The following is a 15,396-nucleotide window of genomic DNA, read 5'->3' on the forward strand; positions in this document are numbered from 1 at the left end:
GGACGCTCCTTCAGACAGTGGTGGCCAACAGGCCAGGTGACGGGGAGAAAAACGCCGCGAGCGGCACAGGCCGGTCGCGGCGCGGATCAACGGGACGAGGTCGCGCTTACTGGACCTGACCGTGGCAATGCTTGTACTTCTTGCCCGAGCCGCACGGGCAGGGCTCGTTGCGTCCGATCTTCGGCTCGGTACTTACCGGAACGGCAGCGACGTCGGGTTGCCCTTCGACTTCCGCGTCCTCCTCCGGCTGGTCCAGAGCCGACACCTCGGCGTGCTGGAACTGCATGCGCTTGGCCAGCTCCTCGGCCTCGCGGCGCAGACGGGCCTCTTCTTCGGCCGGGTCTTCGCGGCGAACCTGCACGTGGGAAAGCACGCGGATGCTGTCGCGCTTGATGGATTCCAGCAGGTCCTGGAACAGTGCGAAGGACTCGCGCTTGTATTCCTGCTTCGGGTTCTTCTGCGCATAGCCACGCAGGTGAATGCCGTGGCGCAGATGGTCCATGGTCGACAGATGTTCTTTCCACAGGTCGTCCAGCACGCGCAGCACGATCTGCTTCTCGAAGGTGCGCAGCGCCTCGGGGCCGGCCAGCTCTTCCTTCTCCTGGTAGTCCGCCAGCAGCGCCTGCATGATTTTCTCGCGCAGGGTCTCTTCGTAGAGCTTCTCGTCCTCGTCGAGCCACTGCTGGACCGGCAGGCGCGTACCGAAGTCGCTGTACAGCACCGCCTCCAGACCGGGGATGTCCCACTGCTCGGGCAGCGACTGCGGCGGGATATGCGCGCTGATGGAGGCGTCCAGCACCTCCTGGCGGAACTCGGCGATGGTCTGGCCGATTTCGTCTGCCGCCAGCAGGCTGTTGCGCATGTGGTAGATCACCTTGCGCTGCTCGTTGGCCACGTCGTCGTATTCGAGCAGCTGCTTGCGCATGTCGAAGTTGCGCCCTTCTACCTTGCGCTGCGCCTTCTCGATGGCATTGGTGACCATGCGGTGCTCGATGGCCTCGCCGGACTCCATACCCAGCGCCTTCATGAAGTTCTTCACCCGGTCGGAGGCGAAGATGCGCATCAGGCTGTCTTCCAGCGACAGGTAGAAACGGCTGGAGCCTGGGTCCCCCTGGCGACCGGCCCGGCCACGCAGCTGGTTGTCGATACGCCGCGACTCGTGACGCTCGGATGCGATCACGTGCAGACCGCCGGCCTCCAGCACCTGCTGGTGGCGCTTCTGCCAGTCGGCCTTGATCTGCGCGACCTGCTCTTCGGTCGGATTCTCCAGTGCCGCGACTTCCACTTCCCAGTTGCCACCGAGCAGGATGTCGGTACCACGACCCGCCATGTTGGTGGCGATGGTCACCGCACCCGGGCGACCGGCCTGGGCGATGATTTCGGCTTCCTTGTCATGGTGCTTGGCGTTGAGCACCTTGTGTTCGATGCCTTCCTTCTCCAGCAGACGCGACACGTACTCGGACGTCTCGATGGTCGCGGTGCCGACCAGCACGGGGCGGCCCTGTTCGCGGCATTCCTTGATATCGGCGATGATCGCGGCGAACTTCTCTTCCTGGGTCAGGTAGACCAAGTCATTGAAGTCCTTGCGCGCCAGCGGCTTGTTGGTCGGGATGACCACCACGGGCAGGTTGTAGATCTGCTGGAATTCGAAGGCTTCGGTATCGGCCGTGCCGGTCATGCCGGCGAGTTTCTTGTAAAGGCGGAAGTAGTTCTGGAAGGTGGTGGAAGCGAGGGTCTGGCTTTCCGGCTGAATCTGCAGCCCTTCCTTGGCTTCGATGGCCTGGTGCAGCCCTTCCGAGAGCCGGCGCCCTGGCATGGTCCGGCCGGTGTGCTCGTCGATCAGCAGCACCTGGTTGTTCTGCACGATGTATTCGACGTTGCGGTGGAACAGCTTGTGGGCACGTAGCCCGGCGTACACGTGGGTCAGCAGGCCGAGATTGTGCGCCGAGTAGAGGCTCTCGCCTTCGGCCAGCAGGCCGGCTGCGGTGAGCAGCTCTTCGATGTACTGATGGCCTTGCTCGTTCAGTTCGACCTGACGGGTCTTCTCGTCGATGCTGAAGTGCCCTTCCTGGGTAACGACGCCTTCTTCTTCCTCGATGTGCTGCTTGAGGCGAGGAATCAGCTGGTTGATCTGCTGATAGAGCTTGGAGCTGTCTTCGGCCTGGCCAGAGATGATCAGCGGGGTACGTGCTTCGTCGATCAGGATGGAGTCGACTTCGTCGATGACCGCGAAGTTGAGTTCGCGCTGGTTCTTTTCCTGGAGGCTGAACGCCATGTTGTCGCGCAGGTAGTCGAAGCCGAACTCGTTGTTGGTGCCGTAAGTGATATCGGCGGCATAGGCGGCGCGCTTTTCTTCCGGCGGCTGGAACGGCGTGACGATACCGACGGTGAGGCCGAGAAACTCATACAGCGGGCGCATCCAGTTGGCGTCGCGGCGGGCCAGGTAGTCGTTGACGGTGACCACGTGTACACCCTTGCCGGCCAGTGCGTTGAGGTACACCGCCAGGGTTGCCACCAGCGTCTTGCCTTCACCGGTGCGCATTTCGGCGATACGCCCTTCGTGCAGGGTCATGCCGCCGATCAGCTGCACGTCGAAGTGGCGCATGCCCATGACGCGCTTGCCGGCTTCACGGCAGACGGCGAATGCTTCGGGGAGGATCTGGTCGAGGGTTTCGCCTTTCTCGAGACGGGCCTTGAACTCTTCGGTCTTGCTGCGCAGTTGCTCGTCGGAGAGCGACAGCATCTGCTCTTCGAGTGCATTGACGGCTTGCACCGCCTTGAGCATGCGTTTGACTTCACGCTCATTCTTGCTTCCAAAGAGTTTCTTCAATAAAGGCGCAAACATATCGACAAAGACGTCCATGCTGGGGATGGAGGCACGTCCGTGAGGTCACGGCAACGTGCAAAGGGGCCATTCTACTCGGAAACGGCACTGAGGAAAGGTGCCTGACTGCGCAGCACGGCGACCCGCCAATGGCGCTGGCAGGCGACCGTTCGCCGCTCAACATGGGGCTCGTGACGCCTCATTTCAACCACACGCCTCCCGTACTGGCCGGCTTCGGCCGTGCGGCCTTCTGTTACCATGAATGCCGTCATCACGGATCTTCCGACCATCATGGCCTTTCGCCCATCACCGGCCCGCGCACCCGCCTCACTGTTGCGCGAAGCAAAGCCGCTCCGAGCCTTGTTTGGGGAGGCCCTGCGACTCGAGCGTCTGCAGCGGTTGCTGGAGAGCCAGCTGCAGCCTGCTGCGCGTGAGCATTGCCGCGTGGCCTCCTGGCGTGAGGGCTGTCTGTTGCTGATCGTCACCGATGGCCACTGGGCCACACGCTTGCGTTACCAGCAGCGCCGCCTGCAACGCCAGCTGGAAGCCATGGAAGAGTTCGCCGGACTGCTTCGTATCCAGTTCAAGGTACAGCCACCGCCGCCACCGAGGCACCAGCCTGCCGCTACACCGCCGCTGTCGAGCAACGCCGCTGACAGCATTCAGGCGGCCGCCCAGGGCATTCGTGATCCGGCGCTACGAGCCGCACTCGAGCGCCTGGCCAGCCGAGGCAAAACCAGCGACTGACATCCTGCTACAAATGCGCGCCCCATCGTTGCGCAGCCTCGCCCGGCACGGGTTAGCATGAGTCGGTCAATGCGGAGGTCTTCCATGTCGCTTAGCCGTTTGTCCGCAGGGGCGCGCTCATGCTGATCGGCGCCCTGCTCATCCTCACCTGGCTGGTACTGCTGGTCCGCTACCCGCTGAGAGCGGTGCCGATCTCGCTGGGGGCCGTGCTCGGTCTGGCACTTGTCGCCGGCTGGGTGCTCTGGCAGGAACATCGCGAGGAGCAGCTGCTGTCGCGCCTCGAGATCCGGCTAACCCACGATCCGCAGCGCTGCCCGGGCGCTCAGCCACTGCATGTGCAACTGGTCAACCACACGGACAGGAAGCTGCAGAGTCTGCAATGGGAGGTGGCCGCCTATTCCCCGGGCTCACGCACCAACCTTGCGCGCCGTGCCTATGACGCTCCCGCCTACCAAGGGCCCGGCGATCTGCAACCGGGCGTGCGCTGGGAGTCCTGCCTGCCGCTGCCGCTGCTGCGTAGCGGATATCGCGCCGCGACTCTGGAGTTTCACGCCGAGCGGCTGCAAGGGCATTTCGCTCACTGACGCAACGGCACGCTACCAATCTTCGCCGCGCCCGCTTATCCTGTACAAATAAACAGTATCAATCTGCCAATGACCGAGGTGGTAAATGGCCGTCGAAGTGGTGTACCGCAGCAGTCGGGACCTGGAGCGTTTGTTCATGGATAAAGCCGAAGCCGATCGTCACGACAAAATGCTTGAGCTGGCCGAGGCGCTAGCGGCCGTACTGCAACAGGCATCGCCCTCGTTGAGTGAGCAGCAGGCCGAAGATATCGGGATCTTCATGGCGCGGCACCGTGAGTTGTTCGCCAAGGCCTTCAAGAGCAGCCCGGAAGCGCTGGCCGAGCTGAGCAGCCAGGCGTAACGCCAAGGAGCATTGCGGCGTTTTGCAGCAGTCAGGACACGCTGCGCCCGGGAAACTTGTCATTGCCTTACCGGGTCCATTGCTGGCAACCCCCTATACAGGTACTTAGGCATGACGAGTCCATTCCAGAAGATCAGTGATGTGTTTCGTCCCCGCTACAACGTCAACTTCAGCATCGAGAAGCCGGACGGCAGCATCCTGCTGACCCTGACCGGCGCCGAAGGCGTCGCGGTGAAGCGCTTCATCAGTGCGGAGCAGTGGCGCGATCAGCAACAGCTGCAACGCCTGATCACCAGCCTGCAGGTCAGCCTCGCCATCGAACGCGGCGAGCAGATGCCGCCACGCGCACTTCACGGAAGTTTGCAGCCCGCCCCGCTGTAGCGGCTTCAGCCTGACTGCCTGCAGGTTGCCGCGTTTCCCCTGATCGTCCTCAAAACAACAACAAGAACTCTCTTCCCGCTGCCGATCAACGTATCCGCAGCGTATCGTTGCGCCTGGCGTCTGACCCAGGCGCAACGGTGTTCCCCGGCATCAGAGCCAGGCAAGCGCCTTGGCCTTGGCCACCGCCTGAGTCCTGCGCGCGACCCCCAGCTTGGTGTTGATCCGCCGCGCATGGGTCTTGACCGTATGCAGCGAGATGAATAACTGCTCAGCTATCTCCTGGTTCGAACAGCCCTGAGCGATCAGGCGCAAGACAGTGAGCTCGCGATTGCTGAGAACGGTTTCCTCCGTCGCGGCCTGAGTAGTCTCCGGTTCGCGCTCGTATCTCAACAGACGCTGCCGCAGCGATTCCCCCTTCACCGCAGGCAGCACCCGCGCCAGCCACTGAGGTTGGCGGTGCGCCAGTTCGTACAGCGGCTTGACCAGATGCTGCCGAGCCGCCTCTCCCAGCGCCAGACGCACCTCGGCCTCCGCTTCCACCGCCTGGCCATCGACGTGCAAGGCCTCAGCCAGGCTGAAACGGCACTCGCACGCAAGTCCGAGGCGCTGCGCAGCGAGGTTCTGCTCGATCTGTTCACGTAACGCGGCAATCGCTTTCGCCGGCTGCCCGTCCAGGATGTCGATCACAGCCAGATAGCGGCGCACCCTCGGCAGCAATTCGTAGAAGCCGGACGGCGACAGATAACCGCGACCTTCGTAGAGTTCCAACACCTGGCAGAGTGCACTGCGAGCCTTGCGCAATTCCCCCTGATGTAGCCAGGCCACTCCGTTTATCAGCGGCAGGATGCCGCGGAAACGTGCCTCAGGGACATGGCGCCACTGTGACAGCCGCTCGGCGTCGCGCAGCCAGTGATAAGCGCAGGCGAACTCCTGATTGCGCGCCGCCAGCTCGGCAAGCCCGACGTAGCCGAAGAAACAGTAGGAGTCGCCGCAGGTTTCGGTCTCGGCCTTGCCCAGCTGGTAGGCCTCCTGAGCAGGGTGGTCGAGCCCCTGATAGGCCAATAGGTGACCCTGCAACAGCTGCAGCCGCCCGATCAACGGGCTGTGTCGAACCGACTCGCGCAGGGCCTGCAGTGCCTCGTTCAGCACCCCGACCGCCCGCTCGAACTCGCCGGTCAGCTCCAGCAACTGGATTCGGTCGACGCTGAGCATTACCTCATAGAGCACACTGCCCTTGAGCCGTGCGAGCTTCATGCCCTCGCTGTTGTAGTGCTGGGCAAGCTCCAGCTCGCCTTCGGCCATGGCTTGCTGCGTCAGAACCTGCAAACAGAGGACGCGTTGCGCCCAGGCGTGGTCGGAGAGCACTTCCAGCGCCTGCAGGCAGTGCTGTCGCGCCTCGGGCTCGCCGCGCAGACGCGCCAGAAAGCCCCGCAGCGCCTGCCACTGCGCCAGCAGCTGCGCCTGCCGGCGCGCGTCGGGCTGAGGGAAGAACTTGGCGAGCTCGGCCAGGCAGTCATCCACCTCGTCGAGTCGTGCCGAGATGATCAACGCCCAGCCCTGTAACACGATCAATCGCGTAGTACTGGCGAACAGGTCTTGGGGTAGCTCGCTTCGCCATTTGAGGAAGCGCGACACGTTGTCGCCGATCAGCAACTGTTCCTGGCCGTACCGCTGTAGGTAATTGGCCGCCACTTCCGGCTGCCCGGCCCACAATGCATGCTCCACTGCTTCGCGCATCTCGCCGCGACTGGCGAACCACTGACAGGCACGCAGATGCGCCTGAGTCGGCGCCGCATTTTCCGCGGAGCGCTGCAGCATCAGGGCCAGGGGCTTCCACAACCTGAACCACTCTCCACAGTTGTCGATCTGCCTGATGAAGAGCTGGCGTGTCTTGAGAACATCGAGGATCTCGCGACCCACACCGTCGAGGACGTGATCGCACAGTTCTGCGGAGAAACGCGGCATGCGCGCCAGGGCCAACAGCGCGCGCCGCACCTCGTCGCTCAGCCCCGCCATCACTTCCCGCTGCACGTAATCCCTGAGCAGCGGCGTGCCGGCCAGCAGCCGCTCGCGCAGGGCCTGTTCGTCGGCATTCAGCAGCATCAGGCAGACGCCGGCTGGCCAGCCCTCCAGGACGCGTTGCAGCTGCTGGAAACTCTCTGGGGAAAGGGCCAAACGATGGACCTTGAGCACCTGTTCAAGCTCATCGGCCGTGAATGCCAGCGCTTCGGCCTCAAGTTCGAACAGGTGCCCCTGCAAGAGCAACCGGGGCAGCTTCCACGCCGGCTGACGCCGACTGGTGACCCACCAGCTGACCGTGGACGGCCCCATGTCCAGCAGAAGATCGAGGCAATCATCGAGTTCGGGACTGGAGTCCCGCGGGTAGTCGTCGAGCATGATCCAGACGGGCTGGCGGATACGACGCAGCAAAGCCAGCAAGTCGTTTTCAGAACCGCCGCCTGAGGGCTCCGCCAAGGCAGCACCGAGCTGCTCATGCAGCGCTTCCACCGTGCAGGCTCGTCCACCAAGGTCCAGCCAGACCAAGCGCGTGTCCGCCGGCACCTGCCGAGCGCACTCGCTCATCAGCACGGTCTTGCCGAATCCTGCCGGAGCGCAGATCAAGCGCAGCCGGCAGTCGCTGTCGAGCAGCGCCTGCGTCAATCGAGGCCGTCGGACGTGCAGAGGAGGCAGACGGGGAATGGACGGGAATTGCCCTGCGGGACTTGCCTCTGCACTGAGCGCATCAGGAATGAAGCGTACGGACATGGCAACGGTTCTCTTGTTCTGATCAATCCATTGAAACACAGCGCAGTGCGTGCCAGGCGTTACGCTCGGTTATCACGGCCGTCAGTCGAAACGCCATCCCTGTCATTGCATGCGGCCGCAACGTTGGCTAGCAGGTCCAGCCGGCGCGATAGCGTTCTGACACTGGAACTCTTTAATCGGAAATTATCATCCGCTGGTTGGAAGCAAAAAAAAGGCGGCCAATCCGGCCGCCTTATTCACAAGCCAAATATCAGACGATCAACGTACCCCGGCATTACGCAGGGCGGCCGGTGTGAAGTCACGGGCAGAGGCACGATAGCCATACTCGTGAGGCTTCTCCTCGTTGCTCATGCCGATCGCGATATAGCGGCCGGAAATGATGTCGTACAGCGCCTCGAATGCGTAGGCCGGAACCTTGTGCTGGTAGTACTGCAGCGAATGGGCTTCACCTACGCGCCAGAGCTGTCCACGGCCGTCGTAGAGCTCAGACTGAACGATGGTCCAGCTGTCCTCGTCGACGAAGAAGCGACGCTTGGCATAGATGTTCCGCTCGCCGCTCTTGAGAGTCGCCTCGATTTCCCAGACACGGTGAAGCTCGTAGCGCGCCAGATCCTGATTGACGTGACCGGCCTTGATGATGTCCTTGTACTTCAGGTCACTGGAGGCGATCTCGTAACTGTTGTAGGGGATGTACAGCTCCTTCTTGCCGATCAGCTTCCAGTCGTAGCGATCCGGTGCGCCACTGAACATGTCGAAGTTGTCGGTGGTGCGCATACCGTCGGATGCGGTACCCGGGCCGTCGTAAGCAACCTGCGGAGCGCGGCGAACCCGACGCTGCCCGGCGTTGTAGATCCAGGCCTGACGCGGCTCCTTCACCTGATCCAGCGAGTCGTGCACCAGCAGCACGTTACCAGCCAGTCGAGAAGGCGCTGTCACACGCTGCTTGAAGAACAGCAAGGCGTTCTTGGCGCGCTCCGGGTCCAGATCCGTCATGCCCAGTGGGAAAGCCACCTCGTCCTCGAAGTGAACCATTGTGTAGCTGCCGTTGGTTTGCGGAGTCGCCTGAACGATGTTGCGTCGCACATTGCCGCCGTGATAGCGGGTGATGTGGTTCCAAATCACCTCCAAGCCGTTCTTCGGAATCGGGAAGGCGTAATAGCGGCTGTCGGTGAAGTTGGCGAGGCCGTTGCCACCCTCGACGAGCTCGGTATTGACTGCGCTTTTCTTCGCGGCCTCGTAGATCTCATCCGGCACAGCGACGGTACGGTGCGTGGGGAACACGCGAATCTTGTAGGTTTCCGGGTAACGCTTGAACATGGCCAGCTGGCCGGCGGTCAGCTTGTCCTTGTGCTGCTCGGCGTTCTGCGCGGTGATCACGAACTTCGGTTGTTCGTCCTTGAACGGGTTGGTCAGGTGACCGTTCTTGAGCGGCGCGGCGTCGGTCTTCAGGCCGCCGGCCCACTCGGGGATGGTGCCGCCTGCGTTACCGGCCTTCTCCGCACCCAGCGGCGTGAGGGACGTTCCGAGTTTGGCCGCTTCTTCGGGGGAAACCGCGGCCATCACACTGCTGGCGAGCAGGGAGAAGGCCAAGACACTCAATAGCTTTCCTGTTTTTTTCATACGATTCCAGTTCCTCTTGATCTTGTTATAGGCCGGAGGCCCATGCCTGTCGCTGATGTCCGGCCGATCATCCTCATCGGCCGGACACTCGGCTGGTCTCCTTAGAAGTTCACGCCCACGCTGAACGCGAGGAAGTCGCGGTCAACCAGCGTGTTGTAGTCGCCGCCGAAGAAATCGGTGTAGGACAGGCTGGCGGTGTACATATTCTGGTACTCGGCATCCAGACCAATGCTGACCGCCTTGGAGCCTTCGTTGAACAGACCGTTGGGGCCGTAGCCGTCGACGTCGTGGGAGAAGGACAGGTTGGGCTTGAGGTTGATGCCGGCGAAGACGTTGTCGTAGTCCGCGATGCCACGCAGGCGGTAGCCCCAGGAGTTGGCGGTGACGAAACCGTGGCGGCCGTAGCGGGCCAAAGCGGCTGGATCATCCGGGGTGCCGTAGATAGGATCACGCCCATAGCGCAGTTCGCTGGTGCTCTCGAGACCGCCGACATGCGTGTAGCCGACCTCGCCCACCACGGTCACCCTACCAGCGCCCAGTACTTGATCGAAGAAGTGAGTGAATGTGGTCTGCAACTGGGTGATTTCCTTGCGGTTGTAGCCGCGATTTTCTGCACCGAAAGTACTTTCAATGGGAGAGGTTCCCGGCGCAAGGGGATTAAGCAAAGCCCGAGTGAGGTCTTGAGTATTCAGCTGAACCGGTGCATTGGGTCGATAGCTGATCTCACCAGACCACGCGGTGCCAGTGGGCAATGTCGTAGAGAAGCTAAGGCCGTAAAGCTGGATATCTTCGGGGTACTCAAGGTAATAGCGGCCGTTGCCAAGCATGACGCTCTGCGCCAAACCAGAGCCAGCACCAGGCACGAGCCCATTAGCTGTACCGATAATGCCAGGCAGCTGCGCTGCGGTAGCCAAGCCAGCAGATCGCGTACTGACGTTTGGCGTCCGACTGTGGTAATTCATGAAATACGCACCATACTCGGTGGCATCACCCAACCAGCGCAATGCAAGACCGAACTGCCCCGAATCACGTGCATCCCGGTCGCCAGCTCGCGGCAAAACCACACCCTCAGGAGTGACTTCGAACCCCTGCCCGAACGCAGCAGCGACGGGTTGAAGAGGAGCGATTGCCGGGCTGCCCACGTGGTAGTTGGCATCACAACCATCCTGAACGACATCTACAGCGAAGAAAGTACCGCAATTATCGGCAACGGTCTGATCCCACTCGAGTTGATAGAACGCCTCCATGCTCAACCGGTCGGTCAGGCTCTGCGAGATGTAGAACATATTGACCGGAATCAGCCCCTCTTTGATCTCAGCACCCGGCCGGCGGAATGCTGCAGCGTCCAAGGGATTGATGGAGTTTATGCTGTTACCGATAAAGGTACTTTCGCCCCAGCTCACTACCTGCTTCCCAAGACGGACGGTCCCGGGCAGATCACCAACGGAATAATTGTGATAGACGAACGCGTCCAGAATTTGCGCGCCGGATGATTGAGCGGCTTCTTTCCGGTTGCTGTCGCTGATGTCCTTGAAAAGACGACTCTCATCCTTCAGCTCGAAGTCATACCAATACTTGCCGCGAACGAAGGCACCGCTATCGCGATAACGAAGCTCGAGATCGTGCACACCCTTGAAAATCTTGGAGAAGGTCTCGCCCTTCTTGAAGTTCAGACGACCATCGTCGCCGGTCTGGGTAAAGCCGGTACCGCCGTTGTTGATGCCGACCAGATCCCTGTCCCTGTCCGCCATGGACCAGCTGGCACCGATGGACATCGCCGAGTCGAATTGCCCTTCGATCTCGCCGATATTGAAGCTCACGGCGTAAGCCGGGGCGGCAGTGCCCAGCGCTACGGCGAGAGCTAGGGACTTCGGCTGGAAGATTCCTTGCCTTGTTGTTTTTGTCATGAGGCGCTCCTGATTGGTTCGAAGTGCGTAAACCCTACCCAGACGTAGAAGGAGGGTTAAGCGCACTAAGGTTTGATTTAGCTTGTAATCCTTTAGTATGAATAGCCTTTCCAGCATTGGCTTTCAGCGTGATTTCGTTCAGCCATGCGTATTTAAGGATGTTCTGAGCTTAGCCGTGAACGCTAGAAGCGCAAAGCCCGCCGCAGAGCCTTTCGTGCGGTTGGAATGGAGAAATGTCGGCTGGTTATCCGAAAGTAGTATTCATCACGCCGATAAGGCAGCCCAATCCGTCTGGATCAAGGCAGCCGGCATTGTGAACCGCGAAAGGCAGCCAGCCCGACAGCGAGCGGATCAGGCGTGGGCACGCCGCCGCTGCGTTACTTTATGAAGCGCAATGGGGCCAATCGAAACGTAACCGCCGCAGCTCCCAGATCGAAGCGCGCATGACTGTCGCCAGGACGGCGAATCGTCGCGGCTACGTCGCTGCGCACCCATTGCGGGCGCGCATGACAATGAGCTCCGCCGAGACGCTTACATGCCCTTTACGGCGTAGATACCAGGGGCGTTGCGCCAGTAGCCCTTGTAGTCCATCCCGTAACCAAAGATATAGCGGTCGATGCAGCTGAGCCCAACATAGTCCGCTTTCAGATCCGGGCGCGCCTTGCGCTGGTGGTCCTTGTCGATCAGCACGGCGGTATGCACGGCGGCAGCCCCGGCATGACGGCAGAAATCGATGATTGCGCCCAGCGTGTGCCCCTCATCCAGGATGTCATCGATGATCAGCACGTCGCGATCGATGAAGGAAATCTCGGGCTTGGCCTTCCAGAACAACTCACCTCCGCTGGTCTCGTTGCGGTAACGGGTCGCATGCAGGTAGGACAGCTCGAGAGGGAAGTTCAGCTTCGGCACCAGCTTGCCGGAGAAGATCAGCCCACCGTTCATGACGCAGAACACCACCGGGTTGCGCTCGGCCAGTTCAGCGTTGATGGTTTCGGCAACCTTGGCGATAGCCGCTTCGACTTGTTCCTCGGTGTACAGGCAGTCTGCCTCGGCCATGACTTGGCGAATATGTGCGAGATCGACGGACATGAAGCGATTCCCCCAGAGAGTTTAGTTGGGAGCACCAGCCGGGGCTGGCAGCTCGTGCGGTTGAATCGCCGTATTGCCAGGCGAACCCGGACAGCGAAAAACCTGACCGAACAGCCGGTTTTCGGCCGTTCGCGAAAGGCCGGGGAAGATACCCACCCTCGCCGTGCGCAGCAAGTCTGCCGGCCGGATGACACGCGAATAGCCGCTGACCCGGCGATGCTTTAATCTAAGCCGGTTTATTTGCCCGCCGGAGCCCACAATGCCCATTCGAGAGATCCGCCACCCGCTGATCCGCCACAAGCTCGGTCTGATGCGCCGTGCAGACATCAGCACCAAGAACTTCCGTGAACTGGCGCAGGAAGTGGGATCGATCCTCACTTATGAAGCGACCTCGGACCTGCCGCTGGAACACTACAGCATCGATGGCTGGTGCGGCCCCGTTCAGGTGGAAAAGATCTCCGGCAAGAAGATTACCGTAGTACCGATTCTGCGTGCCGGCATCGGCATGCTCGATGGCGTCCTCAGCCTGATTCCCGGCGCCAAGGTCAGCGCGGTCGGCATTGCCCGCAACGAAGAAACGTTGCAGGCGCAGACCTATCTGGAAAGGTTGGTCCCGGAAATCGAACAGCGCCTGGCGATCATCATCGATCCAATGCTCGCTACCGGCGGTTCGATGGTTGCGACCATCGACATGCTGAAAAAGGCGGGCTGCAAGGAGATTCGCGCCCTGGTCCTGGTCGCCGCACCGGAAGGCATCGCCGCCGTGGAGAACGCGCACCCTGATGTGCTGATCTTCACCGCCTCCATCGATCAGCGCCTGGATGAGCATGGCTACATCGTTCCGGGCCTGGGCGATGCCGGTGACAAGATTTTCGGCACCAAGCAGAAGGACATCTGAGCATGTCGCATCCCGAGGAGCCGGTAGGCCGGCAGGTATTGGCCGGCGCGCAGATGCTGTTCGTCGCCTTCGGCGCACTGGTGCTGATGCCGCTGATCACCGGCATGGACCCCAACGTCGCTCTGTTCACCGCCGGTCTCGGCACGCTCCTGTTCCAGCTGATCACCAAGCGCCAGGTACCGGTGTTCCTTGCATCGAGCTTCGCCTTCATCGCCCCGATCATCGCCGCCAAGGGTGAGTTCGGGCTGCCGGCCGTAATGGGTGGCGTGGTGGCGGCCGGGCTGGTGTACATGGTGCTGGGCTTCGCCGTGCGCCTGAAAGGACCGGGTTTCATCGACCGCTTGCTGCCGCCGGTGGTCATCGCTCCGGTGATCATTTCCATCGGCCTGGCGCTGTCGCCAGTGGCTGTGAACATGGCCATGGGCAAGGCCGGCGACGGCAGTGCTCAACTCATCCCGTACCACACGGCGATGTTCATCTCCATGCCGGCGCTGATCACCACGCTGCTGGTAGCGGTATTGGGCAAGGGTCTGTTCCGTCTGGTGCCGATTCTCGCTGGCGTCGCTGTGGGCTACGGCCTGTCCTTTGCCTTCGGCGTGGTCGACACCAGCGGCATCGCCGCGGCGCCCTGGCTGGCGATGCCCAACTTCATCACGCCGGAGTTCAACATCGGCGCCATTCTGTTCATGGTCCCCGTAGCCCTGGCTCCGGCGATCGAGCACATCGGCGGCGTGGTCGCCATCGGCAGCGTGACCGGCAACAACTATGTGAAGAAGCCGGGCCTGCATCGCACGCTGCTCGGTGACGGCGTGGCGACGTCCGCGGCCGGCCTGTTCGGTGGGCCGCCGAACACGACCTACGCCGAAGTGACGGGCGCGGTGATGCTGACCAAGAACTACAACCCGAAGATCATGACCTGGGCGGCGATATTCGCCATCGCGCTGGCCTTCATCGGCAAGTTCGGCGCCGGCTTGCTGAGCATTCCGGTACCGGTCATGGGCGGCATTCTCTGCCTGCTGTTCGGCTCGATCGCGGTGGTCGGCCTGAGCACACTGATCCGCCATCAGGTCGACCTGTCCGAAGCACGCAACCTGATCATCGTCTCGGTGACGCTGGTGTTCGGCATCGGCGGCATGGCGATCGGCTACGGCGAGTTCACCCTGTCCGGCATCTCGCTGTGCGCGATCATCGCGCTACTGCTCAACCTGGTGCTGCCCGGTGGCGAGGGGTGGCGCAACAAGCAGCTGAACGAAGAAGTCTGAAACAAACGGCCCCAGCGTCCGCTGGGGCCGCCCCCTTTCCCGCCTGAGTCGCGCACATCGGCTAGACTGCCGCCATGACCGACGCGACCATTGCCCACCGACAACTCGAAGACCCCGTCAGCTGCTCCACCTGCGCGGCGTGCTGCTGCCGTCTCGAAGTCATGCTGTTCGGCGATACCGGCGTACCGCCGCGATTCATCGACAGAGACAGCTGGGGCGGCGAAGTAATGCGTAGGCTGGATGACGGCTGGTGCGCGGCGCTCGACCGGGACAGCATGCGCTGCACCATCTACGCGCAGCGGCCGCTGATCTGCCGGGAGTTCGAACTGGGTTCGCAGGATTGCCGCGAAGAGCGCAAGGGCAGCGCCACGACGTATGACTGAGCAGGCGCACTACAGGGCCGGCGAAAGCCCTGCAGGAGGGTGCGCTATCGCTTAGAAGGCCATCCGGTAATGCAGGGCATAGCTCTCGACGCCGTCGTTCGGATCCTTGATACCGGCGTTGGAGTAATGGATCGCGCGTACGCCGACCTCATGGCCACCGGCGAAGCGCAGACCCGCACCGATACGGTCCTCGAACTGGAATGACGACCCCAGACCATTGTCCTCGACCTCGGTGTTTTCGAATGCCGCCACGCCGATGCCGGCCTCGACATAAGGCTTGACCGACTGGCCGGCGAACTCGTAGACGAAGACCGGAGCCAGCGAAATGCTGTGATTGCTGGTGGACTCGTCGCCCTCCCAGTAGGTGTAACCCGCATCCCAATAGCCGGTCAGTCGCCCGACACTGGTCTGGAACCAGCTCCTGTTGAAGTCGAATTGCGCACCCAGGCGATAGGTCATGGTCGACTCGTCGGTCTGGCCGACCGCAACGGTGAAGTCCACCGCTTGAACAGCCGCCATCTGCCCCGCCGAGAGTGCCGCTACCGCAGCCAGGGTAAACAGTTTTTTCATGGGTACTTCCTCTTTATAAAACACT

General features: G+C 61.8%; 13 protein-coding genes. 7 read left to right on the plus strand and 6 right to left on the minus strand.

Going from position 1 to position 15,396, the window contains the following annotated elements:
- Window positions 1-106: 106 nt before the first annotated feature.
- Window positions 107-2,845, minus strand: coding sequence for a preprotein translocase subunit SecA (gene secA, locus VF716_RS19085; RefSeq protein ID WP_440552851.1), 2,739 nt, complete (start codon window positions 2,843-2,845; stop codon window positions 107-109).
- Between the two features lie 270 nt (window positions 2,846-3,115).
- Here secA and VF716_RS19090 point away from each other — a divergent pair, with 270 nt between their 5' ends.
- The 4 genes from VF716_RS19090 to VF716_RS19105 all read left to right on the plus strand — a co-directional run bounded on the left by VF716_RS19090 (window position 3,116) and on the right by VF716_RS19105 (window position 4,876).
- Entirely contained in the window at window positions 3,116-3,571 is a 456-nt protein-coding gene (locus VF716_RS19090; RefSeq protein WP_014597491.1) for a DciA family protein, read from the plus strand.
- 119 nt (window positions 3,572-3,690) lie between these two features.
- Window positions 3,691-4,155, plus strand: a complete 465-nt coding sequence (locus VF716_RS19095; protein WP_125460519.1) for a multidrug transporter — start codon at window positions 3,691-3,693, stop codon at window positions 4,153-4,155.
- Window positions 4,156-4,240: 85 nt separating this feature from the next.
- Window positions 4,241-4,495, plus strand: a complete 255-nt coding sequence (locus tag VF716_RS19100; RefSeq protein WP_014597493.1) for a YebG family protein — start codon at window positions 4,241-4,243, stop codon at window positions 4,493-4,495.
- A gap of 111 nt (window positions 4,496-4,606) precedes the next feature.
- Window positions 4,607-4,876 (plus strand): DUF3509 domain-containing protein, encoded by a 270-nt coding sequence (locus VF716_RS19105; protein ID WP_125460518.1) that lies wholly within the window; start codon window positions 4,607-4,609, stop codon window positions 4,874-4,876.
- A gap of 150 nt (window positions 4,877-5,026) precedes the next feature.
- On the opposite strand, the gene VF716_RS19110 is transcribed toward VF716_RS19105, so the two are convergent.
- The 4 genes from VF716_RS19110 to VF716_RS19125 form a co-directional block, all read right to left on the minus strand.
- Window positions 5,027-7,642 (minus strand): LuxR C-terminal-related transcriptional regulator, encoded by a 2,616-nt coding sequence (locus VF716_RS19110; protein ID WP_256045567.1) that lies wholly within the window; start codon window positions 7,640-7,642, stop codon window positions 5,027-5,029.
- Window positions 7,643-7,900: 258 nt separating this feature from the next.
- Window positions 7,901-9,262: a DUF1329 domain-containing protein gene (locus tag VF716_RS19115; RefSeq protein WP_440552852.1), complete on the minus strand. Its 1,362-nt coding sequence runs from the start codon at window positions 9,260-9,262 to the stop codon at window positions 7,901-7,903.
- 101 nt (window positions 9,263-9,363) lie between these two features.
- Complete coding sequence (locus VF716_RS19120; RefSeq protein ID WP_020308396.1) at window positions 9,364-11,169, minus strand: DUF1302 domain-containing protein; 1,806 nt, start codon at window positions 11,167-11,169, stop codon at window positions 9,364-9,366.
- Window positions 11,170-11,700: 531 nt separating this feature from the next.
- Complete coding sequence (locus tag VF716_RS19125) at window positions 11,701-12,258, minus strand: hypoxanthine-guanine phosphoribosyltransferase (protein ID WP_102839748.1); 558 nt, start codon at window positions 12,256-12,258, stop codon at window positions 11,701-11,703.
- A 259-nt stretch (window positions 12,259-12,517) separates the two neighbouring features.
- On the opposite strand from VF716_RS19125, the gene upp reads away from it, so the two are divergent.
- The 3 genes from upp to VF716_RS19140 all read left to right on the plus strand — a co-directional run bounded on the left by upp (window position 12,518) and on the right by VF716_RS19140 (window position 14,801).
- Window positions 12,518-13,156 (plus strand): uracil phosphoribosyltransferase, encoded by a 639-nt coding sequence (gene upp / locus VF716_RS19130; protein ID WP_020308401.1) that lies wholly within the window; start codon window positions 12,518-12,520, stop codon window positions 13,154-13,156.
- A 2-nt stretch (window positions 13,157-13,158) separates the two neighbouring features.
- Window positions 13,159-14,418, plus strand: a complete 1,260-nt coding sequence (locus VF716_RS19135; protein ID WP_020308402.1) for a uracil-xanthine permease family protein — start codon at window positions 13,159-13,161, stop codon at window positions 14,416-14,418.
- A gap of 74 nt (window positions 14,419-14,492) precedes the next feature.
- Window positions 14,493-14,801, plus strand: a complete 309-nt coding sequence (locus VF716_RS19140; RefSeq protein ID WP_020308403.1) for a YkgJ family cysteine cluster protein — start codon at window positions 14,493-14,495, stop codon at window positions 14,799-14,801.
- 51 nt (window positions 14,802-14,852) lie between these two features.
- Here the strand turns inward: VF716_RS19140 and VF716_RS19145 are convergent, their stop codons facing one another.
- The gene (locus VF716_RS19145; protein WP_020308404.1) at window positions 14,853-15,371 is read right to left on the minus strand and encodes an acyloxyacyl hydrolase; all 519 of its coding nucleotides are present in this window, start codon (window positions 15,369-15,371) and stop codon (window positions 14,853-14,855) included.
- Window positions 15,372-15,396: the final 25 nt, after the last annotated feature.

The sequence above is a fragment of the Stutzerimonas sp. Brlt_14 genome (assembly GCF_051948915.1).
Lineage (GTDB): Bacteria > Pseudomonadota > Gammaproteobacteria > Pseudomonadales > Pseudomonadaceae > Stutzerimonas > Stutzerimonas stutzeri.

Bases quoted from the DNA above. Each gene is read 5' to 3' on its own strand.
- VF716_RS19125 (WP_102839748.1), bottom strand. From the start codon at position 12,258: ATGTCCGTCGATCTCGCACATATTCGCCAAGTCATGGCCGAGGCAGAC.
- VF716_RS19100 (WP_014597493.1), top strand. From the start codon at position 4,241: ATGGCCGTCGAAGTGGTGTACCGCAGCAGTCGGGACCTGGAGCGTTTG.
- VF716_RS19115 (WP_440552852.1), bottom strand. From the start codon at position 9,262: ATGAAAAAAACAGGAAAGCTATTGAGTGTCTTGGCCTTCTCCCTGCTC.
- VF716_RS19110 (WP_256045567.1), bottom strand. From the start codon at position 7,642: ATGTCCGTACGCTTCATTCCTGATGCGCTCAGTGCAGAGGCAAGTCCC.
- VF716_RS19140 (WP_020308403.1), top strand. From the start codon at position 14,493: ATGACCGACGCGACCATTGCCCACCGACAACTCGAAGACCCCGTCAGC.
- secA (WP_440552851.1), bottom strand. From the start codon at position 2,845: ATGTTTGCGCCTTTATTGAAGAAACTCTTTGGAAGCAAGAATGAGCGT.
- VF716_RS19120 (WP_020308396.1), bottom strand. From the start codon at position 11,169: ATGACAAAAACAACAAGGCAAGGAATCTTCCAGCCGAAGTCCCTAGCT.
- upp (WP_020308401.1), top strand. From the start codon at position 12,518: ATGCCCATTCGAGAGATCCGCCACCCGCTGATCCGCCACAAGCTCGGT.
- VF716_RS19105 (WP_125460518.1), top strand. From the start codon at position 4,607: ATGACGAGTCCATTCCAGAAGATCAGTGATGTGTTTCGTCCCCGCTAC.
- VF716_RS19090 (WP_014597491.1), top strand. From the start codon at position 3,116: ATGGCCTTTCGCCCATCACCGGCCCGCGCACCCGCCTCACTGTTGCGC.
- VF716_RS19095 (WP_125460519.1), top strand. From the start codon at position 3,691: ATGCTGATCGGCGCCCTGCTCATCCTCACCTGGCTGGTACTGCTGGTC.
- VF716_RS19145 (WP_020308404.1), bottom strand. From the start codon at position 15,371: ATGAAAAAACTGTTTACCCTGGCTGCGGTAGCGGCACTCTCGGCGGGG.
- VF716_RS19135 (WP_020308402.1), top strand. From the start codon at position 13,159: ATGTCGCATCCCGAGGAGCCGGTAGGCCGGCAGGTATTGGCCGGCGCG.